Annotated in this window: 27 protein-coding genes and 2 pseudogenes; 14 read left to right on the plus strand and 15 right to left on the minus strand. The window is 63.1% G+C overall.

Features of this window, described 5'->3' with window-relative positions; translation table 11 throughout:
* The 8 genes and pseudogenes from WCE35_RS22360 to pqqA form a co-directional block, all read right to left on the minus strand.
* Positions 1–411, minus strand: a pseudogene (locus WCE35_RS22360) (FAD-dependent oxidoreductase); the annotation flags it as partial.
* Positions 412–653: 242 nt separating this feature from the next.
* The gene (locus tag WCE35_RS22365; protein ID WP_424595495.1) at positions 654–1325 is read right to left on the minus strand and encodes a hypothetical protein; all 672 of its coding nucleotides are present in this window, start codon (positions 1323–1325) and stop codon (positions 654–656) included.
* A gap of 13 nt (positions 1326–1338) precedes the next feature.
* Complete coding sequence (gene pip / locus WCE35_RS22370) at positions 1339–2328, minus strand: prolyl aminopeptidase (RefSeq protein ID WP_424595496.1); 990 nt, start codon at positions 2326–2328, stop codon at positions 1339–1341.
* Positions 2318–3526, minus strand: a complete 1209-nt coding sequence (gene pqqE, locus WCE35_RS22375; RefSeq protein WP_424595497.1) for a pyrroloquinoline quinone biosynthesis protein PqqE — start codon at positions 3524–3526, stop codon at positions 2318–2320. The genes pip and pqqE overlap by 11 nt, the downstream gene beginning before the upstream one ends.
* On the minus strand, positions 3523–3831 hold the full coding sequence (gene pqqD / locus WCE35_RS22380; RefSeq protein WP_424595498.1) for a pyrroloquinoline quinone biosynthesis peptide chaperone PqqD: 309 nt from the start codon (positions 3829–3831) through the stop codon (positions 3523–3525). The genes pqqE and pqqD overlap by 4 nt, the downstream gene beginning before the upstream one ends.
* Before the next feature lie 9 nt (positions 3832–3840).
* Positions 3841–4596, minus strand: a complete 756-nt coding sequence (gene pqqC / locus WCE35_RS22385; RefSeq protein ID WP_424595518.1) for a pyrroloquinoline-quinone synthase PqqC — start codon at positions 4594–4596, stop codon at positions 3841–3843.
* Between the two features lie 14 nt (positions 4597–4610).
* The gene (pqqB, locus tag WCE35_RS22390; protein ID WP_424595499.1) at positions 4611–5540 is read right to left on the minus strand and encodes a pyrroloquinoline quinone biosynthesis protein PqqB; all 930 of its coding nucleotides are present in this window, start codon (positions 5538–5540) and stop codon (positions 4611–4613) included.
* A gap of 136 nt (positions 5541–5676) precedes the next feature.
* Positions 5677–5757 (minus strand): pyrroloquinoline quinone precursor peptide PqqA, encoded by an 81-nt coding sequence (pqqA, locus tag WCE35_RS22395; RefSeq protein WP_035635412.1) that lies wholly within the window; start codon positions 5755–5757, stop codon positions 5677–5679.
* Positions 5758–6064: 307 nt separating this feature from the next.
* Between pqqA and WCE35_RS22400 the strand changes: the two genes are divergently transcribed.
* From WCE35_RS22400 to WCE35_RS22425, 6 genes are all read left to right on the plus strand, one after another.
* Positions 6065–6322 carry a DUF6894 family protein gene (locus WCE35_RS22400; RefSeq protein WP_424595500.1) on the plus strand — a complete coding sequence of 86 codons (258 nt, stop codon included), beginning with the start codon at positions 6065–6067 and terminating at the stop codon, positions 6320–6322.
* Between the two features lie 172 nt (positions 6323–6494).
* Entirely contained in the window at positions 6495–7763 is a 1269-nt protein-coding gene (locus WCE35_RS22405) for a PQQ-dependent sugar dehydrogenase (protein ID WP_424595501.1), read from the plus strand.
* Between the two features lie 173 nt (positions 7764–7936).
* A complete protein-coding gene (locus tag WCE35_RS22410) occupies positions 7937–8503 on the plus strand; it encodes a c-type cytochrome (RefSeq protein WP_424595502.1) in 567 nt (188 codons plus the stop codon).
* 78 nt (positions 8504–8581) lie between these two features.
* Entirely contained in the window at positions 8582–9982 is a 1401-nt protein-coding gene (locus WCE35_RS22415) for an amidase family protein (RefSeq protein WP_424595503.1), read from the plus strand.
* A 14-nt stretch (positions 9983–9996) separates the two neighbouring features.
* Complete coding sequence (locus WCE35_RS22420; RefSeq protein WP_424595504.1) at positions 9997–10473, plus strand: glutathione peroxidase; 477 nt, start codon at positions 9997–9999, stop codon at positions 10471–10473.
* Complete coding sequence (locus WCE35_RS22425; protein WP_424595505.1) at positions 10470–10739, plus strand: DUF3297 family protein; 270 nt, start codon at positions 10470–10472, stop codon at positions 10737–10739. The genes WCE35_RS22420 and WCE35_RS22425 overlap by 4 nt, the downstream gene beginning before the upstream one ends.
* A 508-nt stretch (positions 10740–11247) precedes the next feature.
* Here the strand turns inward: WCE35_RS22425 and WCE35_RS22430 are convergent.
* Together WCE35_RS22430 and WCE35_RS22435 are read right to left on the minus strand one after the other, a co-directional pair.
* A complete protein-coding gene (locus WCE35_RS22430) occupies positions 11248–12600 on the minus strand; it encodes a malonyl-CoA decarboxylase (RefSeq protein WP_424595506.1) in 1353 nt (450 codons plus the stop codon).
* Between the two features lie 103 nt (positions 12601–12703).
* Positions 12704–13504: an AraC family transcriptional regulator gene (locus WCE35_RS22435; RefSeq protein WP_424595507.1), complete on the minus strand. Its 801-nt coding sequence runs from the start codon at positions 13502–13504 to the stop codon at positions 12704–12706.
* Between the two features lie 70 nt (positions 13505–13574).
* Here WCE35_RS22435 and WCE35_RS22440 point away from each other — a divergent pair, with 70 nt between their 5' ends.
* From WCE35_RS22440 to WCE35_RS22455, 4 genes are all read left to right on the plus strand, one after another.
* Positions 13575–14753, plus strand: a complete 1179-nt coding sequence (locus WCE35_RS22440; protein WP_424595508.1) for an MFS transporter — start codon at positions 13575–13577, stop codon at positions 14751–14753.
* A gap of 131 nt (positions 14754–14884) precedes the next feature.
* On the plus strand, positions 14885–15301 hold the full coding sequence (locus WCE35_RS22445) for a hypothetical protein (protein ID WP_424595509.1): 417 nt from the start codon (positions 14885–14887) through the stop codon (positions 15299–15301).
* Entirely contained in the window at positions 15301–15900 is a 600-nt protein-coding gene (locus WCE35_RS22450) for an OmpA family protein (protein ID WP_424595510.1), read from the plus strand. Before WCE35_RS22445 ends, WCE35_RS22450 begins: the two co-directional genes overlap by 1 nt.
* Positions 15901–16020: 120 nt before the next feature.
* The gene (locus WCE35_RS22455; protein WP_424595519.1) at positions 16021–16770 is read left to right on the plus strand and encodes a transporter substrate-binding domain-containing protein; all 750 of its coding nucleotides are present in this window, start codon (positions 16021–16023) and stop codon (positions 16768–16770) included.
* Between the two features lie 16 nt (positions 16771–16786).
* On the opposite strand, the gene WCE35_RS22460 is transcribed toward WCE35_RS22455, so the two are convergent.
* Together WCE35_RS22460 and WCE35_RS22465 are read right to left on the minus strand one after the other, a co-directional pair.
* Positions 16787–17584, minus strand: a complete 798-nt coding sequence (locus tag WCE35_RS22460) for a substrate-binding domain-containing protein (protein WP_424595511.1) — start codon at positions 17582–17584, stop codon at positions 16787–16789.
* Positions 17585–17906: 322 nt separating this feature from the next.
* A complete protein-coding gene (locus tag WCE35_RS22465; RefSeq protein ID WP_424595512.1) occupies positions 17907–18131 on the minus strand; it encodes a hypothetical protein in 225 nt (74 codons plus the stop codon).
* Positions 18132–18304: 173 nt separating this feature from the next.
* Here WCE35_RS22465 and WCE35_RS22470 point away from each other — a divergent pair, with 173 nt between their 5' ends.
* Positions 18305–18655, plus strand: coding sequence for a hypothetical protein (locus tag WCE35_RS22470; RefSeq protein ID WP_424595513.1), 351 nt, complete (start codon positions 18305–18307; stop codon positions 18653–18655).
* 49 nt (positions 18656–18704) lie between these two features.
* Here the strand turns inward: WCE35_RS22470 and WCE35_RS22475 are convergent, their stop codons facing one another.
* Positions 18705–19937 (minus strand): ABC transporter substrate-binding protein, encoded by a 1233-nt coding sequence (locus WCE35_RS22475; protein ID WP_424595514.1) that lies wholly within the window; start codon positions 19935–19937, stop codon positions 18705–18707.
* Between the two features lie 249 nt (positions 19938–20186).
* Here WCE35_RS22475 and WCE35_RS22480 point away from each other — a divergent pair, with 249 nt between their 5' ends.
* The 3 genes from WCE35_RS22480 (at position 20187) to WCE35_RS22490 (ending at position 23402) form a co-directional block, all read left to right on the plus strand.
* Positions 20187–21023: an AraC family transcriptional regulator gene (locus WCE35_RS22480; RefSeq protein ID WP_424595515.1), complete on the plus strand. Its 837-nt coding sequence runs from the start codon at positions 20187–20189 to the stop codon at positions 21021–21023.
* Positions 21024–21394: 371 nt separating this feature from the next.
* A complete protein-coding gene (locus WCE35_RS22485) occupies positions 21395–22237 on the plus strand; it encodes a LysM peptidoglycan-binding domain-containing protein (protein WP_424595516.1) in 843 nt (280 codons plus the stop codon).
* 157 nt (positions 22238–22394) lie between these two features.
* On the plus strand, positions 22395–23402 hold the full coding sequence (locus tag WCE35_RS22490) for an MBL fold metallo-hydrolase (RefSeq protein ID WP_424595520.1): 1008 nt from the start codon (positions 22395–22397) through the stop codon (positions 23400–23402).
* A 93-nt stretch (positions 23403–23495) separates the two neighbouring features.
* Here WCE35_RS22490 and WCE35_RS22495 read toward each other — a convergent pair whose 3' ends face one another.
* Complete coding sequence (locus WCE35_RS22495; protein WP_424595517.1) at positions 23496–23717, minus strand: hypothetical protein; 222 nt, start codon at positions 23715–23717, stop codon at positions 23496–23498.
* 66 nt (positions 23718–23783) lie between these two features.
* Positions 23784–23858: pseudogene (locus WCE35_RS22500) on the minus strand (VOC family protein); the annotation flags it as partial.
* Positions 23859–23978 lie beyond the last annotated feature (120 nt).

Consider the following 23978-nt stretch of genomic DNA (forward strand, 5'->3'; position numbering starts at 1 on the left):
GTCGAACACCGTGCAGTGATAGCCGAGCGGGGCGAGATCGCGCGCGACCGCAAGCGAGGCGGGACCGCCGCCGATCAGCGCGATGCGCCTGCCGTTGTTCGGCGCACGGCGCGGCATGCGGTGCCTGACGTCATCCTTGAAATCGGCGGCGACGCGCTTGAGGCGGCAGATCGCGACCGGATTTTCCTCGACGCGGCCGCGCCGGCACGCCGGCTCGCACGGGCGGTCGCAGGTGCGTCCCAAAATGCCGGGAAATACGTTCGATCTCCAGTTGATCATATAGGCGTCGCTGTAACGCCCCTCTGCGATCAACCGGATGTATTCGGGAACTGGCGTGTGTGCGGGGCAAGCCCATTGGCAGTCGACTACCTTGTGAAAGTAGTCCGGCGCCGAGATATCAGTCGGTTTCATTCTACCTGTCCGCGCCAACTTGGATAACGGCGCGGCCTTATTTTTGCCTGCGAACGCTCGGGGTGGCGTTCTTGTGGTTCTTGAATTGCATCATAGGCTGATCTTATTAAAGCCATTCCAGAGCACACACAAAGGCAATTTTGCGCGATCTCCAGCTTTCATTGGCCCGACCCGCGCCTGTGGTAAACCCGCGAACGTCATGCGGCAGTGCAGCATGCAGCGCGCGGCGTTTCGGCCCGTTTTCAGGCGCGCGGAAGGTCGCTCTTCGCCAAGTCCCACATCAGATGGTAGACGCCGCTTGAGATCTCCAGCGATTTGAAGGCGGCATTGTCATGGATGCGCGCCGCGGCCGCCGGGACCGCACTTACATGGGTGGCATCGATCAGAACGAACCAGTCGCCCGAACCGGGGTCGGAGACCGGAGGGTCATCGGTAATGGGCCTTGAAAGCACGGGATCGTTCTCGATCAGATGCATCGACACGATTCCATCGAGCTTGGCCGGGTCAAGCTGCGCTGCGAGCGCGGCGCGCAGTCGCTCTTCGCCGCCGGCTGGCGGCCGGAGGCGGATGATGCCGAGCGCAGCGCCCCGGCCCTGACCGCGGCTGACGGTGATGCGCGCGACCGCGCGGATCATGTTCTTGAAGCGGGCGAGATTGGTCTTCGACCAGTCGGTAGGGTTGGTCAGCGCCGCGCGATAGGCTGGGCTGTCAAGTACGTCGAAGGTCGCGGTGGAATAGAGGCAGAGGTATTTCGGTTTTGCCTCATGGGCGACGTAGCGCCGCGCCTCGAGGAATCCGTCGATGGCGACGCGCTCCTCGAGATGTTCGCGGTCGTACCAGCGGTTGAATTCGGCCTCGTCGGCGGCATCGATATCCATCGACGTCAGCAGCATGCCTGTTCCGGCCAGCGGCATCTTTTGAAAATCCCTATCTGGTCATTCCGGAAGCGAGATCGGCGATCGCCTTCATCACGGCGTCCCTCACGCCGGGATCGTACAGCGTATGTCCGGCGCCTTCGGCGAAACGAATCTCGGCGTCGCGCCACACCGCGGCGAGCGCATGCGAGGTCGAAGGCGGGCAGAGCAGATCGTAGCGGCCCTGCACCAGGATGCCGGGAATGCCGGCGAGCCTGCCGGCCGCGGCCATCAGCTGGTCCGGCTTCAAGAAGCAGTCGTTCTGAAAATAATGCGCTTCCATGAACGGCGTCGCGGGCAGGGCGTGCGAGGCGTTCAGCGCGGCGAGATCGAGCCGCCCGCGATGGGGCGTGTGTTCCGACAGGATGCGTTCGGTGTCGTGCCAGGCGCGCGCGGCCGGGCCGTGCACGGCAGGGTCGGAATCGAGGATGCGGCGATAGTAGGCCTCAAGCGGATGCGCGTGTTCCTGCGGCGGCAGCACGCCGATAAAATCTTCGTAAAGACCGGGATAGAACCGCGGCAGCACGGCGAGGAACGCGCTTTCGAGTTCGGCGCGGGTGCCCAAAAACGGCGCGCGCAGCGCGATGCCGGTGACCCGCCGCGGATGCGCCTGCGCATAGGCCAGCGCCAGCGTCGCGCCCCAGGAGCCGCCGACCAGCATCCAGCGTGTGATGCCGAACTTTTCGCGGATCATCTCGATGTCCGCGATCAGATGCGGCAGCGTATTGTCCTGGCGGCGGCCCTTGGGACGGCTGCGGCCGGCGCCGCGCTGGTCGAACAGAATCGCGTGGAAGCGCTCGGGGTCGAACAGCCGGCGGTGATCGGGCTGGCAGCCGCTGCCGGGCCCGCCATGCAGATAGAGCGCGGCGATGCCGTCGGCCCGGCCGACGCTCTCGACATAGACCTCATGACCGTCGCCGACCGGCAGCAGTTCCGAGGTCAGCGGCGCAAAGGGATCGGCGTGTTGGCGTGAGGATCTACCCGCGTCGGCGTCAGGCGCCATGGTCGCCATCCGTCTCCAGCGTACCGCCGGCGAAGTTGCGATAGAGGAAACGGTTTTGATCGCTGGCTGCTTCGCGCTCCGCCGTCTTGAAAATCTGCTCGTGCATCGGCGACAGCGTGCAGGCCGGATCGGTGTTGCCGGCATCGCCGGTCAGCGCAAAAGCCTGGCAGCGGCAGCCGCCGAAATCGACCTCCTTGAATTCGCAGCTCCGGCACGGCTCCGGCATCCAGCCGGTGCCGCGATAGCGGTTGAAGGCTTCCGAATTCTGCCAGATCCAGGCGATCGAATGATTCGATCGCACCGACAGGAATTCGAGTCCGGTGATGGTCTCCGCGGCGTGGCAGGGCAGGATCTTGCCGGCGGGCGAGATGTTGAAGAACTGCCGGCCCCAGCCGCCCATGCATTTCTTCGGCCGCAGCGCGTAATAATCCGGCACCACATAGTCGATCGCAAGCACGCCCTTCAGGCGGAGCTGCGCTTCCTCGACGATGCGGCTGGTCTCCTCGATCTGCGCGATGGTCGGCATCAGCGCGGCGCGGTTCTTCAGGGCCCAGCCGTAATATTGCACATTGGCGACCTCGAGCCGGTCGGCGTCGAGATCGACCGCCATCTGGATGATGTCGGACAATTGATGCAGGTTCTGGCGGTGCATGACGGCATTGACCGTCAGCGGCAAATCCAGCTCGCGCGTCCATCTTGCGGCTTCGATCTTTTTCGCGTGCGAATTCTTCAGGCCGGCGACGCGGTCGGCGACGACGGGCTCATTGCCCTGGAAACTGATCTGGACGTGGCTCAGGCCCGCCTCGGCCAGTGCGGCAAGTTTTTCCTTCGTCAGCAGCACCGCCGACGTGATCAGGTTGGAGTAGAGCCCGGCACCGGTCGCGTGCTTGACCAGTTCGACCAGATCCTTGCGCGCGGTCGGCTCGCCGCCGGAGAAATGGATCTGCAGCACGCCGATTTCGGCGAGCTCGGTCAGAACCTTTTTCCATTCCGCGGTGGTGAGTTCGCTGCCGCCGCGATCGAGCTCGACCGGATTGGAGCAATAGGGGCATTGCAGCGGGCAGCGGTGCGTCAGCTCGGCCAGCACCGCCAGCGGAATGCCGAAGGTCTCGGCGGCCGAACGGCGCGATTCCAGCACCGCGAGCCCGTCACTGGGATTGGCGGCTGCTGCCTTGGTGCCGGTCAAAACCGTGCTCATGACGTCTTCTCGCGCGCTTCGGTGAGAAAACCCTTGTCGGCGAGGTCCTGCAGCATGGCGATGACATCGGTCGCGATCGCCCCGCGTTCGGCCAAGTATTTGGCGGTGAGCTGGTCGACCATGTCGGCGACGCTGCGGACGCCGTCGCAGAGTTGCAGCACTTCGACCGCGATTTCGTCCGGCGCCAGCACGCGTTCCGGCGCCAAAATCACCCAGACCTGCCGGGTTTCATCGAATTTCAGTCTTGTGTGCCGCGGCAGTTTCGGCCGGCTCGCCTCGCTGACGCTGATGTTGCGGCTTGCCATCGATCGCCTCTAGTCGGTTTTCGGCACGAACGCACCGGGCGGCACGTGCCCCTCGACATAGGCATGATACAGCGCATCGAGCTGAACCCATAGCACATTGGTCTTGAAGATCAGCGCATTGCAGACCGTCTCGCGCTCGGCTCGGGTGGTCGCATGTTTCTTGACGTAGTCGAGCGCGAAATTGGCATCGCGCGGCGCCTGCGTCAGGCGCCGGCTGAAATAGCTCATGATGTCGGGATTGACGAAGTCGTAATGCGCCAGCATGCCCGAGATGCGCTCCTCGTGCAGGTTTGGCGCGAACAATTCGGTCAGCGAGGAGGCGATCGCCTCGAGCGGGCTCTTGTCGCGGACGAAATGCACATAGGCTTCCACCGCGAAACGCGTTGCCGGCAGAATGCCCTCGGTGGATTCCACATAAGTGTTGTCGAGGCCGAGGCCCTCGGTCAGTTTCAGCCAGCGCTCGATGCCGCCTTCGCTGCCGATATGGCCGTCATGGTCCTCGATCCGATGCCGCCATTCCAGCCGGATGCCGCGGTCGCGAAAGCGCGAGATTACCACCGCGTCCTTCAGCGGGATCGTGCTCTGATAGTAGTAGCGGTTCAGCGCCCAGGCCTGCACCTGGCCCTTGTTGAGCTTGCCGCCATGCAGCAGCCGGTGGAACGGATGCAGATTGTGATAGCGCGTCGCGCCGATGTGGCGGAGCATCGCTTCCAGTTCCTCGGCGCTGTCGAGCGAAGCGCCCTTGCCGAGCGAGAAGGCGGTCATTCCTGTCATTGCGTTCACAGCGTGATCTCCGTTCCGTCGGCGGGGATTTGCCAGCCGGCATGTTCGGCGGTCTTGCGCTCGTTCGAGCCAGCCAGCAACGCCGGGTTGGAGTTGTTGATATGCAAGAACACTTTCCGGGCGATGTCGAGACCGGCGAGGCTTTCGATCGCGCCGTGATCGCCTGACATCGCGATATGTCCCATGCCTTGCCCGGTCTTGTTGCCGAGCCCGGCGACGATCAATTCGTCGTCGCGCCACACGGTGCCATCGAAGAAGATCAGGGGCGCCCCGGCAAGCCGGGACTTGAGGTCGTCGGTCAGGCGCGCGCAGGCCGCCAGAAAAAAGAAATACTTGCCGCTCGCCTTGTCCGCGATCCGAAGCCCGAGCGTATCGCCTGCCGCATTGCCCCCGGCAGGATGCGCCTTGCCTTCCAGATACCATGCGCCCTTGCCGGGAACCTCGAACGGCAGGATTTCGATGCCGGATGGCGAGCCATCCGGCAAAGCGGGCTCGAAGGCCTGATCGACCTCGATCGGCTGACGCTTCACGTTCTTCTCGCTCAGGACGTTGAAGATGCTGTTGGATCCGAGAATGGCAAGCACCCGCGCATGGGCGTAGATCGTAAAGGGCGAACCCTCGCGCATCGACAACAGCCCGGCGACGGCATCGATTTCGCCGTTGGTCAGGATAACGCCCGCGATCGGGCTGTGGCGAAGCTGGCCTGCCCTGGGGTGAAGCTGTGGCGTTGCGATCGCCTGCTGACGCAGATCGGGGGAGGCGTTGACCAGCAACCAATGCTCGCCATCGGTGCTGACGGCGATGGAGGCCTGGGTGCTCCGGAGTTCGGGACGCTCGGTCCGCGCGGTCCGGCATGCCGGACATCCGCAGTTCCACTGCGGAACGCCACCACCTGCCGCGGCGCCCAGGACGACGACGCGAAGCATGATCCGTCTCCTGGAAAAACCTGAACCTGATGGTACAAACGTGACGAGGTGGACACCGGCCAAACACATCGTCCCCTTATCGGGAACATGTCAGGCCCGGAGGTCCACCTGCGTTAGACGTGAAGTGCGCTGCCGCTTACTTGCGGGTGGCGCACATATACATGTTGATTTCCATCCCGACCGAGACTTCGACGATTTTCGGTGCTTTCCAGGCCATTTGGCTCTCCTGTTGAATCCGGACGAATTCCGCCCTCATTGGATAAACTAGTGCAGATCGAAAACTTCGCCAGTTAAATCTTTGATATCTTCCCCCCGCGAAATTTATGCTGCACCGCGAAAAGAAATTCACGTAGTTGTGCGGGGTCTCAACCTCAAAAGCTCGTGGGATCAACGGTTTCGCGGTTGCCTGTGCACCAGCCGATGGCGATCTTGGAGTCGACGGAGCATGGCTGCTCCGCGTAAAGAGCCTGTAGGATTCACCGGCCGTCGACCGTGAGGGCCCTGATCGGAGTCAATTGCAGCCGATGCCGCGATATTATTTCAACACCCGTATCGGCGATGAGCTGATTTCCGATCCCGAAGGCGAAGTGCTGCGGAATCCCGACCGCGCATGGGAAATGGCGCGCGCGATGATCCAGGAAATCCTGAAGACGGAAGGCGCCGAAGGCGCGCTCTTGAATGCCGTGATCGAAGTGACCGATGACGAGGGCGAGATCGTGCTGGAGTTTCCCTTCGTCGAGGCGATCATCGACATGCCCAACCGCTCGATGACCAGGCATTGACGCCGCGCGAGGCCGTTTCCGCGCTGCACCGCAGGCTTGCCTTTGTCCGGTCATGTTTTCCGATTGCGCACCGGCGGACAAATATCGGAGACTGCGATTGAGGAAGGCCACCGGCGCGGGGCACCATGTCGATTGCCCGCGAGGAAAGAAGGCTTCCGCAGGGGAGAAAACCATGATGAGCCATTCGTCCGTGCCGCGCAGCCTGTTGCTGGCCGGCGCTTTCTTTTGCGCACTCACCTTTGCCGCGGCGGCGCAGCAGCCCGCCAATCCGCCGGCCGCTGGCGCGGCGGCGCCGCTTCCTCCGGGTTCGCCCTTGATCGGACGGCCCGCGGACAATGAAGCCGCGGCAAAACTCGCGCCGATCGCGCCGCCGCCGATTGCCGCGGCGCCCGACAAGCTGCCGATCGCCAAGCTCAAGGTGCCGCCCGGCTTCAATATCGAGATCTATGCCGCCGGCATGGCCAACGCGCGCTCACTCGCCGAAGGCGACAAGGGAACGGTATTTGTCGGCACCCGCCTCGTCGGCAAGGTCTATGCCATCGCCAACAAGGAGGGCAAGCGCACGGTCAAGGTTCTCGCGTCGGAGCTCCATCGGCCGAACGGCGTCGCGTTCAAGAATGGTACGCTTTACATCGCGGAATTGTCGAAGGTTTCCAAGTTCGACAAAATTGAAGACAATCTCGACAATCCGCCGAAGCCGACGATGATCTATGACAATCTGCCGAAGGACGAAGCCCACGGCTGGAAGTTCATCGCCATCGGTCCTGACAACAAGCTCTATGTGCCGGTCGGGCAGCCCGGCAACAACGTGCTGCATGACGACGCGCACGGCCAGATCAGGCGGATCAATCTCGACGGCAGCGGCGCCGAAGTGGTCGCGAAGGGTGTCCGTAACACCGTCGGCTTCGACTGGCATCCGGAAACCAGGCAGCTCTACTTCACCGACAACGGCCGCGACTGGGTGTCGGAAGACGTCCCTGAGGACGAGCTTAATCGCGTTACCAAGATCGGCGAGCATTTTGGCGCGCCCTATTGTCTGCAAGGCAATATCGTCGACCCTGAATTCGGCTGGGGACGTTCCTGCAGCGAATTCACGCCGCCGATCGGCCTGCTGGGCCCGCATTCCGCCTCGCTGGGCATGCGGTTCTATACCGGCAACATGTTCCCGAAGTCCTACAAGAACGCCATCATCGTTGCCCGGCACGGTTCATGGAACCGGTCCAAGAAAGTCGGCGGCGATGTGGTCCTGGTCAAACTGAACAAGGATGGCACGATGAAGTCGACCGAGCCGTTCATCACCGGCTTCCTCGAGGATAACAAGTATATCGGCCGGCCGGTCGATGTGCTGCAAATGAAGGACGGATCGCTCCTGGTCTCCGACGACTGGAACGGCGCCGTCTATCGCGTCACCTACGGCAAGCAGAAGGTCGCCGCGCAATAGGCGGCGACACGCCGTAAAAAGGGCGTCATTGCAAGCAACCGGGTGCAAGCCAGCGGGTCGCGCGAATGCGCGCCCGATGCTAAACCCCGCGAAGCAATCCGGAAGGCATTGAAGGCGGGCCGGGTTGCTTCGCCGCCTTGTTTCTCGCCACGACAAGACGCCAGGATAGTCCGATGCGAAAAATAATCACGGCGCTGGCGTTTGCCTGCATCGCCTTATCGGCCGGCGCGGAAACCATCGAGCAGCGCGCCGCGCCATGCCTTGCCTGCCACGGCGAGCGCGGACAGTCCGGGACCGAGAACACGCCCTCGCTCGGCGCGCAGCAGGCGCCCTATGCGCTGATCCAGCTCTTCATGTTTCGCGAGAAGCTGCGTAGCTTCGAGCCGATGAACGAGATGGCGAAGACGCTGTCCGACGACGATTTGCGGATTTTTTCCGATTTCATCGCCGGATTGCCGAAGCCCGCGCCGCCGGCCGATACCGGTGAGCCCGCGCGAATGCGGGTCGGCCAGGCGCTGGCACAGCAGCACCGCTGTAACAGCTGCCATAATGCCGACTTTTCCGGCAAGGAGAACGTCCCGCGCATTGCCAACCAGCGCGAGGACTATCTCGCCAGGACGCTTGCCGAGTACAAGGACAACAGCCGCCGCGGCTATGACGGCAGCATGGCCGACGTGATGGGCCCGGTGACCAAAGAGCAGATCGCCGATCTCGCCTATTACATCGCCCGGGTACGCTAGAATCTCTCCGTCCGCGGCCCGGTGCTGGCGCCGCCTTTCGTGCGGCGCTACAACAGCGGTGATCAAACGGAGTTTCAGATGCAAGACCTCTGGCGCCTGTCGGCCACCGACCTCGTCGCGCTGATAAGAGCGAAAAAAGTCTCGGCGAAGGAGGCCGCGACGGCCGCCCTGGCGCGGCTCGACGCGGTCAATCCAAAAATCAACGCGGTGGTCGACCACAGGCCGGCGGACGTGCTGGCCCAGGCCGCAAGCGTCGATGCCGCGATCGCCCGCGGCGAGGATGCCGGCGCGCTGGCGGGCGTGCCCGTCACGGTGAAGGTCAATATCGACCAGCAGGGCTTTGCCACCACCAATGGCCTGAAACTGCAGCGCGACGTGATCGCAAAGACCAACAGCCCGGTGATCGATAATTTGCGCAAGGCCGGCGCCGTCATTCTCGGGCGCACCAACTGCCCGGCCTTTTCCTATCGCTGGTTCACCGCCAACCTCGTGCATGGCGACACCAAAAATCCGCGCGACCCCGGCATCACGCCGGGCGGCTCATCCGGTGGCGCGGGAGCAGCCGTCGCCGCCGGTATCGGGCATGTCGCCCATGGCACCGATATCGCGGGATCGATTCGCTATCCCGCCTACGCCTGCGGCGTGCATGGCCTGCGGCCGACCGTCGGCCGCATCGCGGCCTTCAACGCCGCATTGCCTGAACGGCCGATCGGGCCGCAGATCAGCGCGGTATCCGGCCCGCTCGCGCGCACCGTCGCCGATCTCAGGATCGCGCTCGCCGCGATGTCGGCCAGGGATTTCCGCGATCCCTGGTGGGTGCCGGCGCCGCTGACGGGACCTTTCATGCCGAAGCGCGCGGCGCTGTGCCTCAACCCTGATGGTCTCGAGCCGGTCGCGGAAGTGAAGGCCGCGGTCGCCGATGCCGGCAAGCGGCTGGAGCGCGCCGGCTGGACGGTCGAAGAGATCGCAAATACGCCGCCGCTGCGGGAGCCTGCGGACCTGCAAACAAAACTCTGGCTCGGCGACGGCTTTGAGGCGCAGCTCGAAGCCGCCGAGCGCGAGGGCGATCCCGGCGCGCTCGCCTGCCTGCGCGGCAACAAGGCCAAGGTATTGCCGTTCGATGGCGCCGCGCTGTCGAAGGCGCTGACGCGGCGCGCGACGCTGACGCGCGAATGGCTGGCGTTTTTCGAGAGCTACGCCGTGCTGGTGATGCCGGTCTCCGGCGAATTGCCGTTTCCCGACCAGCTCGACCGCAAGGACGATGCTTCCTTCGCACGGGTGTGGCACGCGCAACTGCCGCAGATTGCCATTCCCTTCATGGGGCTTCCCGCGCTAACGGTTTCGACGGGATTGGTGGGGCGTGTGCCGGTTGGCGTTCAGGTCGTCTCAGGCCGATATCGCGAGGACCTCTGTCTCGCCGCGGGCGAGGCGATCGAAGCGGGAGGCACGCCGTCGGCGGCGATCGATCCCGCGGGCTGAACCGGGAGGACATGATGCCAGGCATCTATGATTTCACGGCCAGGACGCTCGAGGGCGAGGAGGTTGCGCTGAAGCGGTTCGAGGGCCAGGTGCTTTTGATCGTCAACACCGCGAGCGCCTGCGGGTTCACGCCGCAATACAAGGGCCTGCAGGAATTGCACCGGGCGCTTTCGCCGCGCGGCTTTGCGGTGCTCGGCTTTCCCTGCAACCAGTTCGGCGCCCAGGAGCCGGGCGACGCCAGCCAGATCGCGCAATTCTGCGAAACCAGATATGCCGTCACGTTTCCGATGTTCGCCAAGATCGACGTCAACGGCGCCAATGCGCATCCGCTCTACAAATACCTGACGCGCGAGAAATCCGGCCTGCTCGGTCCCTCGATCAAATGGAATTTCACCAAATTCCTGGTCGACCGCTCCGGCAGGGTGGTGGCGCGGCATGCGCCGACCGCGACCCCCGAAGGCTTGAAGCGAGAAATCGAGGCCCTGTTGTGAACGAGAAGAACGAGACCACCAACGACCAGTTGCCGGATCGCCTGTCGACCGATCCGAAGAGCCCCTATTACGATGAAGCGGTGCTGTCGCGCGACGTCGGCATTCGCTTCAAGGGCGTCGAGAAGACCAATGTCGAGGAATATTGCGTCAGCGAGGGCTGGGTGCGCGTCACCGCCGGCAACGCCAAGGATCGCTACGGCCATCCGCTGACCATCAAGGTTCACGGTCCGGTAGAGCCGTATTTCCGCGACAAGGCTGCGCCTTGAGGGGCGGCCGTGCGTTACCCGTCATTGCGAGGATGGGGCCGCGCAAAAGGAAGAATGGATTGCTTCCGCCTTCGCTCGTTGAGCTAACGCAATGACGTGGTGCGGCCGGATTCAACTTTAATGGAGCCTCATCTTTCTCTCCGCGTCGTCCCGGCGAACGCCGGGACCCTTAACCACCGATGTGCATGGTGAAAGGGATCGGAGCTCCAGCGCGGCGCAACGGCGAACATTCGCGGTTATGGATCCCGGATCGACACTCGCTGCGCTCGCTTGTCCGGGACGACATCGGGGATGTGGCGCGGTCGTGGCTTCGCATTCTCGCAGCATGGTTTGCCCCAAGCTGAAGCTCGCGGTGGACGTCGCCAATCAGGTGTGGGGGAGGGAGGTCCACCGTCATTGCGAGCCAGCGGTCGCGCGAATGCGCGACTGGTGTGCGAAGCAATCCAGTCTTTTTCGTCCAAAGTGTGGACTGCGTCGTCGCAAGTGCTCCTCGCAATGACGCTCAGGGCTACGACAGCCGCATATCCAAAAGTCGCCGGCTCTCGTTTTTGAGCAGCTTCTTCACCGCGCTGGAGGCGGCGATTTCGCCGTGGTTGGCGTAGGCCTCGTGGTTCTTCTCGATATCCTCGAGGCGATAGAGATAGTTGACCATGATGCCGGCGGATTCGCGCAGGCCCTTCGGCGAGAGGTCGCCGAGCCAGTCGATCCGCTCCAGCCGCGCGCCGTTGCCGATATGGAATCGTGCCACCGAGTCGATCAGTCTTCCCTTCGGCGTGCGCGCTTTGAGGAAGTAATGCGCCGCCAGCGGCTCGAGCACGGCGCGGAGCTGCGCGGTCAGCTCCGGATTCTCGAACCAGTCGGGCCTGTCGAGATTTTCCAGCAGCGTCCGCTCTTCGTCGGAGATCGGCACGTCGTTTGCCTGTTTCAGCCATGGCATGAAGCCCGGCACCGGCGACAGCGTCACGAAGGTATCGAGTTTCGGCAGTTCGCGCCGGAGTTCCTCGACCACCTGCTTGATCAGAAAACTGCCGAAGGAAATGCCGCCGAGCCCGCGCTGGGTATTCGAGATCGAATAGAACACCGCGGTGCGGGCGCGCTCGACCGGCACCGGCTGCCGCTCTTCGGCGAGCAACGGCGCGATCGCCGTGGGGATGGTCTCGGTCAGCGCCACCTCGACGAAGATCAACGGCTCCTCGGCCAGCGCGGGATGAAAGAAGGCGTAGCAGCGCCGGTCGACCGGATCGATGCGGCGGCGCAGGTCGTCCCAGTCGCGGATCTCGTGCACCGCCTCATAGCGGATGATCTGTTCCAGAATATTCGCGGGCGTGGACCAGTCTATCCTGCGCAGCACGAGAAATCCCCTGTTGAACCACGAAGACAATAGATGCACGACGTCGCGGTCGAGCGCGGCCAGATCCTTGCTGTCTTTCATCAGGTCGAGCAGATCGGCGCGCATCGATACCAGGTCGCTGGTGCCGCCCGGGGCGCGGTTCAGCCGGCGGATCAGCTCCTGCCGCCGCGGCTCGGACGCAAAATGCAGATCGCTGGCGTCGTCGTCGCTCGGCTCTGCGCGCCAGCTCTCGATCGCCTGCGAAAGCTTCTCGCGGTCCGGACCGTATTCGCGGGCCAGCGTCTCGAAGAACGCCACCCGGCCGGCGGCGTCGAGGTGATGGTAGCGGTCGAGCACTTCGCGGGCCATCGCGGTGCCGGAGGCCTCGCCGCGGCCCGACAGCAGCGCCTCGCATAATGCGAGCAGCTCGGATGCGTCCTGTTTTGCGTTGGAGGGGCCGCCCCGCCGAAGCAGCGTGCGGCCGCGTTCGGAAATCGTCGACAGCAGCTCGGAGAAAAAGGCGTTGGCCATATCAGCGGGTCGAGTCCAATGAGTATGGAATCCTATACAGGATTTAGGGCAGTGCCGATCACAATCAAGCGCATCGATAGTACCGAAATATGACGAGTCTCTCTCACGACTTCTCCGCGAACTGCGTCGGCGTCTTGCCGGTCACCTGGCGGAAGGCGTGGGAAAACGCCGGCACGCTGGCATAGCCGAGATCGGCGGCGAGCTGCTTGACCGAAACATTGGCTTCGGTCGACAGTTTTTCGATCGCGCCGGCGATGCGGGCGCGCTGGCGCCAGCTCTTGAAGCTCAGTTGCGTCTCCGACGAGAACAGCCGCGACAGCGTCCGCGCCGAGGTGCCGACCTCGCGCGCCAGCGTTTCGATCTCATGGGCGCCGGTGGGATCGCCGAGCACGATGTCGGCGGCGCGCCGGCAGCGCGGCTCGTGCGGCAGCGGAATGAAGGTCGCGGAATCCTCGGCCCGGTCCAGCTCCAGCATGGCGAGCTTCAGCAGCAAACTGGTTCGTTCCCGATCGTTGCCGGCGTCGAACAGCGCGAGGATCGCCTGGTGCAACAACGGCGACACCCGAACCACGAACTCCGCATCGAGGCTGTCGCCGCGCGCCTCGCGCTCGAGCCACGCCAGGTCGAAATACAGCGTCCGCATCTGGATGTCGGCAAGCACGTCGATCGCATGTTCGAGCAGTGCGGGCACCCAGACCGCGCGGTCGGGGGGCACCAGCCAGCGGCCCTTCGGTGTCGTCACCTGCATGGTGCCGGTGGCGGCGTAGACCAGTTGCGCCTCGCGGTGCATATGGGGGTCGAGCCGGACGCCCTTCCTGTAGGCACGCGCGACCAGATGCACGCCGTCGCCGGTCGCGCGTTGGCCCCTCAGAATGGCAGCGATTGGCGTTTCGGCGATAGTCATTGGCGACATCCCGTCAGGACAAGAACCTATAACCTATTCCAGAGGATAAGAGGATTCAGGGATTTTGCGCATGAACAGCCCCGGCCGGGTGATCGGCTTCGTCAATTCAGCCCATTTCATCGACCATTATTCGATGCTGATCTTCGCTGCCGCGGTCATCGTGATGGGGCCGGCGCTCGGCATGGCCTATTCGGAGCTGTTGCCCTACGCGACGCCGGGCTTCGTCGCCTTCGGGGCCGGCTCGCTGATCACCGGCTGGCTCGGCGACCGCTGGAGCCGCCGCCACATGATGGTGATCTTCTTTGCCGGCATCGGCGCCTCGATGATCGCGGTCGGCCTCGTCCAGAGCCCGCTGCAGCTCGGCGCGGCATTGCTCGCAATCGGCCTGTTCGCCTCGATCTACCACCCCGTCGGCACCGCCATGATCGTGTCCTATGCCGAGCGGCTCGGCCGCGAGATGGGGCTGAACGGCGTCTGGGGCAATCTCGGCGTGGCGTCGTCGGCGCTGGTTACCGGCGTGATCGGGCAATATCTCGGCTGGCGCTGGGCTTACATCGTCCCGGGGATCGTCACGGTCTTGATCGGCACAGGCTTTGCGCTGACGGTGGTGCATGAAGACCGCGCCGGCACCCGGCAGGCCGCCGCGCAGGCGCGGGTGGCCAAAGAGGACATGTGGCGGGTGATCCTGGCGCTATTGATCGTGGTGATCGCGGTATCGACCACCTTCAACGCGGTGACGGTGGCGCTGCCAAAGCTGTTCGCCGAGCGGCTCGCCGAGTTGACCGGCAGCCCGGCGCTGCTCGGGGTGATCGCGGCCTGCGTCTATGTGTTCGGCGCCATGACGCAATACACCATCGGAAAACTGATCGACCGCTATTCGCTGAAGGCGGTCTCGCTGCCGCTGTCCTTCATGCTGGCGCCGTTCCTGTATCTGGCGGCAACGCTGTCGAACCTGCCGCTGATCCTGGCCTCGATCGGCATCGTGATGGGCGCGTTCGGCCAGGTCACGGTCAATGACGCCATGGTCGGCAAATATACCAGCGAGCAATGGCGCTCGCGCGCCTATTCGATCCGCTACTTCATCGGCTTTACCGCGGCTGGCGCGTCCGTGGGCCTGGTGGCATGGCTGTACGAGCAGGGCGGCTTCGTCACCATGCTGCACGCCTTTGCCGCCCTGTGCCTGCTGGTGATTGCCGCCGCCCTTATCCTGCCGACCGAGATCAGGGTGCCGGCCGCCTCCGCGAATTGATCGGAGCAGGGGAGGCCGGCGAACGGATCAAACCCCCCGCGACCATTTGTTGCGGCGAAATAGCCCCCTGTCGGGCGGTCGGCGCAAGATCAGACTTGACCATCGCCACCCTCCTTGTGTGAGGTGCGCGCATGAGTCGAATTCGAGCCGTCCTTTTCATTGTTGCGGTGGCCGCACCTGCGATGGCGTCGGCGGAGACGATCAGGTTCGAAGACTCGATGGCAATTCTGGGCGGCAGCTGCGGCAAGGATATCGACGATAACTGCCGCGGCGTAAATCTCGACCCCACCCGCCTGAAGGACTGCCTCAACCGCAATCAGGACAGCCTGTCGCAAAAATGCCGAGGCGACTTTCCCCGCGCCTTTGATGCCCTGCAGAAGCGGCTTTCGGCGCGCGCCGCGGTCTGGAAGACCTGCGAACGCGACGCCGTCAAGGTGTGCGGCGAAACGCAGAAGCAGGTCGGCAAGGTTCTGCAGTGCCTGTTGACGGCCGAGCGCGGCGTCTCATCGGCCTGCAACCAGGCGATGACAGCGGCGGGATATCGCTGATGCGACCGGGAAACGGATTTCTGGGCGATGTCGTCGTGCTGGTTGGCGCCTTGATCATGCTCGCGGCGGCTCCGGCACGCGCCCAGCCGGCCGCCGCGGCCGGCAATCCCGCGGACCAGCTTGTCGGTCTCGATAGCATCCCGGAGCTGAATGTCGCCGCCTTGCGCCAGCAGGCCGCCGACCGGGTCAAGTCAAAGGCCGATCCGGTGCCGCAGAAGCGGCCGCCGATCGCGGGCGAGCTTTTGAAGCTGCCGCAATTCCGTTTCGACGTGCTGTTCGATCCGGATACTTCCATCATCAGGCCGCAGTCCTATCCAACGATCGGCCGGATCGCCGACGCGCTGTATGATCCGAGGCTGCTGCCGTACACCTTCCTGATTGTCGACCACACCGACTCCAGCGGCCGCCGCGACTTCAATCTGGCCTTGAGTCAGCGGCGCGCCGAATCGATCCGGGACGCGCTGGTGACGACCTTCAAGATCTCGCCGAAACGGCTTCAGGCGATCGGGCTCGGCGAGGAGCAGTTGCAGGACGCGCTGCGTCCGACCTCGCCGGTCAATGTCAGGGCCCAGATCATGACGGTCGGCAAGGTGCCCTAGCGCCGGACTTGCGACGCGAGTGTTGAAGGCTCGACCACGACAACCAGCCGAGGGGAGACGCATCCGATGTTCAATCGAATTTTTCCGTGCATGGCCGGCCTCGTTGTTGGAGCCATCATGATGGCCGGTCCCGCGCGCGCCGATGCCCTGAAAGACGAGATCGCGCCGACCGGCAAGCTGCGGGTGGCGATCGCGATCAGCCCGGCCGGCGGCGCGTTCTGGTCCACCAGGACCGAGGCCGGCGGCTACGCCGGCGTGCCGGTCGACCTCGGCAGGGAAATGGCGGCGCAGCTCGGCGTCGGCGTCGAATATGTCGCGCACCAGAATTCCGGGCAGATCGTCGACGCCGCCGCCAAAGGCAGCTGGGACATAACCTTCCTGCCGAAGGATCCCGAACGCGAAACCAAGATGCTGTTCGGGCCGATCTACGAGGTCGCCGACGCCACCTACATCGTCAAGGCCGGCTCGACCGCGACCGATTTCCAGACCCTCGACCAGCCCGGCGTCAAGGTCGCGGCCGTCAACAACACCACCACCATGCGCGGCGCGATCGCGCATCTGAAGAACGCCAAAGTGACGGGCTACCAGACCTATGACGAGATCTTCGGCCTGCTGAACAACGGCGAGGTCGATGCCTTTGCGCTGTCGCGCGACCAGCTCAACGCCATGGCGAGGAAGATTCCGGGCACGCGCGTGCTGGGCGAGACCTTCAAACAGACCGTTACCGCGGTGGCGGTGCCGCTGAACCATCCGCTGGCACTGGCGTTCGCGACCGCCTTCATGACGGAAGCCATTTCGAACGGCACGCTGCGCAAGGCCTATGACAATAACGGCCTGAAGGACACACCGATCCGGGCCAAAACGCAGTGATCCGCACCGGGTGCCGCTAGTTCGTCGCGGCGGCCGCGATCGGGTCCATGCCGCTCTTGACGATCTCGCCACGCGCCGCGGGCGAGGCGAGGAATTTGATCAGCGCCTTGCCGGCGTCGGGTTCTTTGGAGACCGTGGCGATCCCGGCGGAAAACACCGTGATCTTCTGTAATTCCTCAGGCAGCGGCCCGACGATGTCGATACCTTCCACGGGGCGCAGCTCGCTGATCTGCTGAAAACCGATTTCCGCGTCGCCGCGCGCCACGATTTCGCCGACCGGCACCGCCGGAATCTTTCTGGCCTTGTCCTTCATCGCCTCGGCGATGCCGAGCTTCTGAAACATCTCGGTCGAGACATAGACGCCGCTGGCGCTGTCGGAATAGGCGACCGATTTCGCCGCCAGCAGCGCGCGCTTCACCGATTCGGCCGAGCCGATGTCTGGTTTTGGCGCGCCCGACTTCACGGCGATGCCAATCGGCGATTTCACCAGATCGACGCGGCTGTCTGATATCACCTTGCCCTGCTTGGCGAGGTCGCCGAGCGCATAGCCGACCATGATCAGGACATCGGCGGGCTCGCCGCGCTCCAGCCGGACCGGAATCGCGTTGACGGTGGTGCCCATCGACGGCCCGTAGGCGGTCAGCACCTTGTGGCCGGTGGTGCGCTCGAACTCCGGGACCAGCGCCTTGTAGGCCGCGGTCAGTCCACCCGAGATCATGACGCGGATTTCGGCGGCGTTGGCGGCGCCCGTCAGCAGCCATGCGCCAACGACGCCGAGCGCGAGCGCGCGGAAATTTGTTGAAGTGAACCGCATGGCCATTGCTCCCGCGACGTCTCCTGGATCGGTCGTCGTTGCCGGGATGTTAGCGCGCCATGCGATGGGCGCCCAGCAGTCCGATCGCGTGCGTGACGGTCATGTCATCGCCCGAGGAATTAACCTTTGTCCTTGGCCGCTGGTTGCGGCCGATCGTGGCCGTGCTGGGTGTAGTGCGCGGCCTGGGGCCGCGACCAACATCTAGCCGTGAACAAGCGAGTACGAGGCCGGACCGCTGATTCGGGCGCGCTTCGTTCCGTCGCTGTTCCGGACCTTAACGTCGCGCGCGTCCTCGTCGCATTGTGGCACAGCTGGATGGGCGTCAGACCAACCCCGCTTGCCTGACACGCGGCAAACGCCAGCCGACCACGGTGGCTTCGACCGCGCCGCCGGTTGAGCTATTGCGCCATTGGCCGTCAACCCAGCGGCAGGCGAACGGCAGTTGATACGTCCCGCTGTGATCCTCGCAAAGCACTTCGACCGGCCGGTCCGGCGGCGGTTCGCCGTTGCCGTCGAATTGCGCCAGCCGCTTTTCGCGCGTCGCCATCTGATTTTTCTCCGCTGTCGGGGCGCGCCCGCGCCCACCCGAGTTCCCGGTGCCCAAATATCCAGCCCACCCCCTAGGGTACGCCGGAATGAGGTATCAGTGTGGTATCTCTCGCGATGTTCCCGCTCTCCGTGCAAAATGCCGTGATTGGGCGCCATTTGGGTGAGGTTTCGATGGTTTTCCGGACTGCGCTTGCCGTATCAGTGCTTTTGCTCCCATGCCTGTGCCCGCAGGTCCTTGCCCAGGATGTTCCCGGCATCGAAATCTGCACCGTCGAAAAGACCATGGAGCGGCGGACCAGTTGCCTGCAGAGCAATGTCGATTTCCTGCAGAAGACGATCGGCAGACTGACGGCGGATCATCAGCAGAAGCTCGATGCCGCCAACCGTCAGATCGAGGGATTGAAGGGCACCGTCGCAGGCCTGAAGAAGATCGTGGACGATCTGCAGGCGGCGCAGAACAAGACCGCCGAGGATCTGAAGAAAAAGGCCGATGCGCCGCCAGCGAAGGATGTGGCGAAGTAAGCGTCCTTTATCCCCCTCCGCAAGGGCGAGGGATAAACCGACAGCAGGCTTACGAGTTCTTCTCGCCTGACATCAGCGGGCCGAACAGCTCCCAGCTCTCACCCTTGAAGCGCATCATCTGCAGCTGCTCGAGCGGTGCGAAATCGGTCGGGCCTGTCTTGATCCTGGTGCCGGGAAGAAAGATGCCGATCTCGAAATTCAGGTTGGCTGCCTGTCGCATCACGTTTTCTCGCGTGAGGTCGTCCTTGCACTGCCGCAGCACCTGCTCGAGGCCCCTGGCAACGCCGTAAGCGAAAACCGTGGCGGCGTCCTCCTGATCGCCTTCGGGATACCATTTGGTCATGAAGGCCCGCCATTCGTTCATGCCTGGATCGTTCTTCCACTGCTGATCCTTCGGGTCTTTCAGATAGGCCGCGCTGAGAATGCCCTGGCCGTTGTCATATCCCGCCGGCTTCAGCACGCTGCCGACCGATACCGAAACGTTGGTGAGAAAATGGATCGGATTCCATTTCAACTCGCCGAGCTTCTTGATCGATTGCGCCGCGAATTTTGGCGTCGAAATATTGATGAAGATGTCGGGATTGGCCGCCTTGATCTGGACCACCTGCGAATCCACCGTCGGAGACGTGGTCTCGTAGGAAGATTCCACCACGATCAATTTGCTGGCCTGGTCGCCCAGACCATCGTGCAGTCCGATCACATAGTCCTTTCCGAAGTCATCGTTCTGATACATGACGCCGATGGTCTTGCCCGGATGATTCTTGAGAATGTAGGCGGCATAGATGCGGGCTTCGGTCTGATAATTGGGCTGCCAGCCCATGGTCCACGGGAAGTTCTTTGGATCGTTCCACTTGGCGGCGCCGGTGGAGACAAATATCTGCGGCACCTTCTTGGCGTTCATGTATTTCTGAATCGCGGTGTTGCCGGGGGTGCCGAGCGCGTTGAACAGCAGCAGAACCTCGTCGGCTTCGACCAGCTTGCGCGCCTGCTCGACGGTCTTGGCCGGATTGTAGCCGTCGTCATAGGAGATGAAGGTGATCTTGCGGCCGTTGATGCCGCCTTCGGAGTTGATCTTGTTGAAATAGGCGGCTTCGGTCTTGCCGATCGTGGCATAGGCCGAGAGCGGGCCGCTGTAGGGCATGATGTTGCCGACCTTGATCTCGGTATCGGTCGCGCCCGGATCGTATTTCTTCTGGGCGTGGGCCGGGCTTGCGATGGCGACGGCCAATAGTCCCGCAAGCGCGATGGATGTGGCATGGCTCAAGACGCGGTGGTGCATCATCGTCCTCCCTGACGTGCCGGCCGAGGCTCATGCGGTCCTGGCTGGTGGGGCCGCTTGGTGTGAGCCGTCGGATCGAATGCAGGCTGGCAGTATGCACGACCGGGATGCGGTTGCCAGCATGGGCCTTTGCCATTCATTTCCGCAATGCGGAACGGATTGCGTGCCCGGGCGCGGCGAGAGCAAGGACTGTCAAATGAACCGTATTGCCAGCGCGCATGATGCCGCCGCCTCGAACCAAGGCCATCGTCCATGAATCCAGCCCAGAAAGCGCTGTGGTACATCGAAAGCCATCTGGCCGAGGCGTTGACCCTCGACGAGATCGCCGCGATCGCCGACGTCTCGCGCTTTCACCTGGTGCGCGCGTTCGCCGCCGCGACCGGGTTTTCGGTCATGCGCTATGTGCGCGCCCGTCGCCTCAGCGAGGCGGCGCGCGCGCTGGCCTGTGGCGCACCCGATATCCTCACGCTGGCGCTCGATGCGGACTATGGCTCGCACGAAGCCTTCACCCGCGCGTTCCGCGACCATTTCGGGGTCACGCCCGAAAGAGTCCGCGCCACGACGTGCCTCGACAGACTGAAGCTGCAGGAGCCGATCATGATGGATTCAACCGCGCTCGATCATCTCAAGCCGCCGCGTTTCGAGGCCGGCAAGCCGCTGCTCGTCGCCGGTGTCGGCGAGCGTTACAATCACGAGAACGGCGGCGCCGGCATTCCCAACCAGTGGCAGCGCTTTCATCAAGTCGTGGACAACATTCCGGGCCGGATCGGGAAGGTGGCCTACGGCGTCTGCTGCAATGGCGACGATGCCGGGAATTTCGACTACATCGCCGGCGTCGAGGTGGCCGATTTCTCCGACCTGCCGCGCGAATTCAGCCGCGTTCGGATCCCCGCGCAGCGATACGCGGTGTTCACCCACCGCGAGCACATCTCGACCATTCGCCGCACCGTCAACACGATCTGGAATCACTGGCTGCCGGCGTCGGGCATGACGGCCGCCGACGCGCCCAGCTTCGAGCGCTATGACGAGAAGTTCGATCCGCTCACCGGCCATGGCGGGCTCGAAATCTGGGTGCCGGTGAGGGAATAGGGCGGCAGGATGGGTTGAGATCCCTGCGAAACCCATCATTCTCAGCAAACGGCGTATGGTTGGCAGCCAGGCCGCGTACTTACAAATCGAGTTTGCTCGGCGCGGCCTGATCGATGTCCGCTATTCCCGTTAGCGACCGAACGGCGGACAACAGGGATCGGCAGCTTCGTGCCAATCGACCTACTCGATCACCTCATCAGCGCGGGGCGACCATCGCAGGAAATATCAATGGTGTTCGTTGGCAGCGCGAATGTGTATTGGTCAGCACGACTGACCGATGGTACCCGGTTAGGCAGACTTGATGACCGGAACAAATCGGCGCAAAGTGAATCCCCGCGGGGGTTAACGAGCCAACGATCTGGCCACCGTCAATGGCTGTTACATCGATGAGCCGAATAGTCGTGGCGTCTCTCGCGCTTGTTGCTGCGTTTGGTGCGGCACTTGCCTTTGGCATCACGCACCTACGGCGCGAGCCGCCGGTTGAAACCAGGGCCGCAACCGCCGCGCCGACGGTTTCGCCGCCTGCGTCGGGCGCTCGGGATGAAGGCTCGGCCGCGCTCGCAAAGGCACAAGCTGAAGCAGACGCCGTGGCGGCTGCACCTGCGGTATCACCCCGCTCGCCGGACACCGATCAGTCGGTGCCCGTCTTCGACATTGCCCGCATTGAGCCAACTGGTGACGCGGTAATTGCCGGCGGGGCTGCGCCAGGCGCGATTGTGGAACTGCTGCGCAACGGCGAGCCCCATGATCGAGCGGTCGCAGATCAATCTGGACAATTCGTCATGGTCCCGCCCCGGCTTCCTCCTGGGAACTACCAGCTGACATTGAGGTCCAGACAGCCGGACGGCAAGCCGACAACATCCAAACAAAGCGTGGTGGTCGCGCTAGCCGAGATGGAGTCCCGCTCCGCCACGGTCAGTCCGCGCGCCGAGATGCCATTTGATGTTCCGGAAACGGCGGTGGCAAACCGACAGCCGCCGCACGCGACCGCCGCCGCCCCTCTGTCAGATGGAGAGCCGACGTCTGCCGCGGCCGTGCCCGAGACAGCGACCAGGATCGTTTCCCATGGCGACAGCCTCTGGCGCATCAGCCGTGTCACCTACGGCACGGGCATGCGATACGCAGTGGTTTACAAAGCGAACCGGGGCCAAATCCGAAATCCAAATCTTATCTATCCCGGCCAGATCCTTGTCCTTCCTGTGAAAGCACGCTGAAACGCGGCGGAAGTTCCAACGCCTGCACACGAGGCGGTGCTTCGAATATTAAACTGATTGCTCAGTCCGACGAAAAGCAATTTCAATGGCTGTATGCTCGTAAGGAGGAACTCTCATGAAGCTTCGCGCGACGTTCCTCATCGCAGCAGGACTTTCAATGCTCATTTCGATTGCCGCACCAGCCAGAGCCGCTGCGCCCGAGTCCAAAAGTCAGATCACTATCCTCTACGATGCGTTCGGAACCGATCCTTCGATGACCAGAGACTGGGGCTTCTCCGCCCTCGTGGAGATCGCCGGCAAACGAATCCTGTTTGACACCGGAAATGACGCCGACATATTTGCAGCCAATGTGAAGGCGAAGGGAGTTGACCTCAAAACCCTTGATTTCGTCGTCCTGTCACACCGGCATTCGGACCACATGGCAGGCTTGAATTATGTTTTGAGTGTCAATCCGACGGTGAAGATTTATGCGCCCAAAGAGGGGTTCGGCATCTACGGTTCGTCGCTGCCGTCGAGCTTCTACCGAAAAGATGAGACGTTGCCGCCGGAGATGCGCTACTACGGAGGCGCACCACCTCAAGTCATGAAGTTCGGCGCGGCGTGGCGTGGCGCCAACTTCGAACTGATCGACAAGACCACCGAAATCGCCCCGGGCATGACGCTGATAGCGTTGGTGTCCGATGCTCCTGGCACGAAGGAGCTCAAGGAGCTATCTCTTGCTGTCAACACTCCAGAGGGCCTGGTGCTGGTGGTCGGCTGCTCGCATCCAGGGATTGAAAAGATTGTCGAGGCAGCGGCAGCTATCAATCCTAGAGTTTATCTGATTGCCGGCGGTTTCCACCTTGTCGTTGCGTCTGACGAGGTTATCGCAAGGGCGGTGGCGGCTCTGAAAGATACCTTCAAGGTCGAAAGCATTGCGCCGGGCCACTGCACGGGCGAGCCAATGTTCGCAGCGTTGAAGAAAGCTTTCGGTGACCGATACCTTTATGCTGGTCTTGGCACCGCACTACCGCTTGGGGCGAACACGAGCTCCGACATGCGACGAGGCGAGGGACCGGCGCTGCAGCAAGATGACCTGACCACCTATCGCAGGCTCACCCGCCGCGAAGATCCGTTCGGAATCCTGCATGCGCGAAGCTTACGAACAAAAGCTTCGCAGTTGTGAGGATGCATGCCGTTTGACAAGTAGCTATTGGCGTCGCAGCGCAATGCTTCTGTCGCGCCAAACGGCTGCGAGCAGCCGTCAGGGATTTAACTGCTATTGCAGCTCTTTGATCTGGCCGCGGCTATCCACGATGACCGACACTTCCTTGCCGTTCTTGACCGCTTTGAACGTCTTGATTTTCCCGGACCCGTTTTCCCGGACTTGCGAATAGCCCGCGGCTTCGAGCCTGGCTAGAAGTTCCTCCTGGGTCAGAGCATTGGCAGGCGTGAAGGCACAAGCCAGAAACAAGGAGCAAAGGATTACTCGCGCCAACATGATCCGTACTCCTGTGTTTGAGAGGCTGCGATGTTCGTTCCATCGGCGGAAGTGCGGATGGCGGCTTCAGATCGGCTGGCCGACATCGATGCGGTTGCCGTCTGGGTCCTCGAACACAAAGGCTCTGAGCCCATAGTCCTTCCCTTACGATGTCTCTTGCAGGGAGCATGGCAGCAATTCGCCCGAAGCGAATGCCGTGATCGGCGGTGTCGTTCATCGCATCACCTCGCACTTGCCGGAAGCTGGCGCGACGGTCCGGGC

The sequence above is a fragment of the Bradyrhizobium sp. genome, assembly GCF_049691595.1.
Lineage (GTDB): Bacteria > Pseudomonadota > Alphaproteobacteria > Rhizobiales > Xanthobacteraceae > Bradyrhizobium.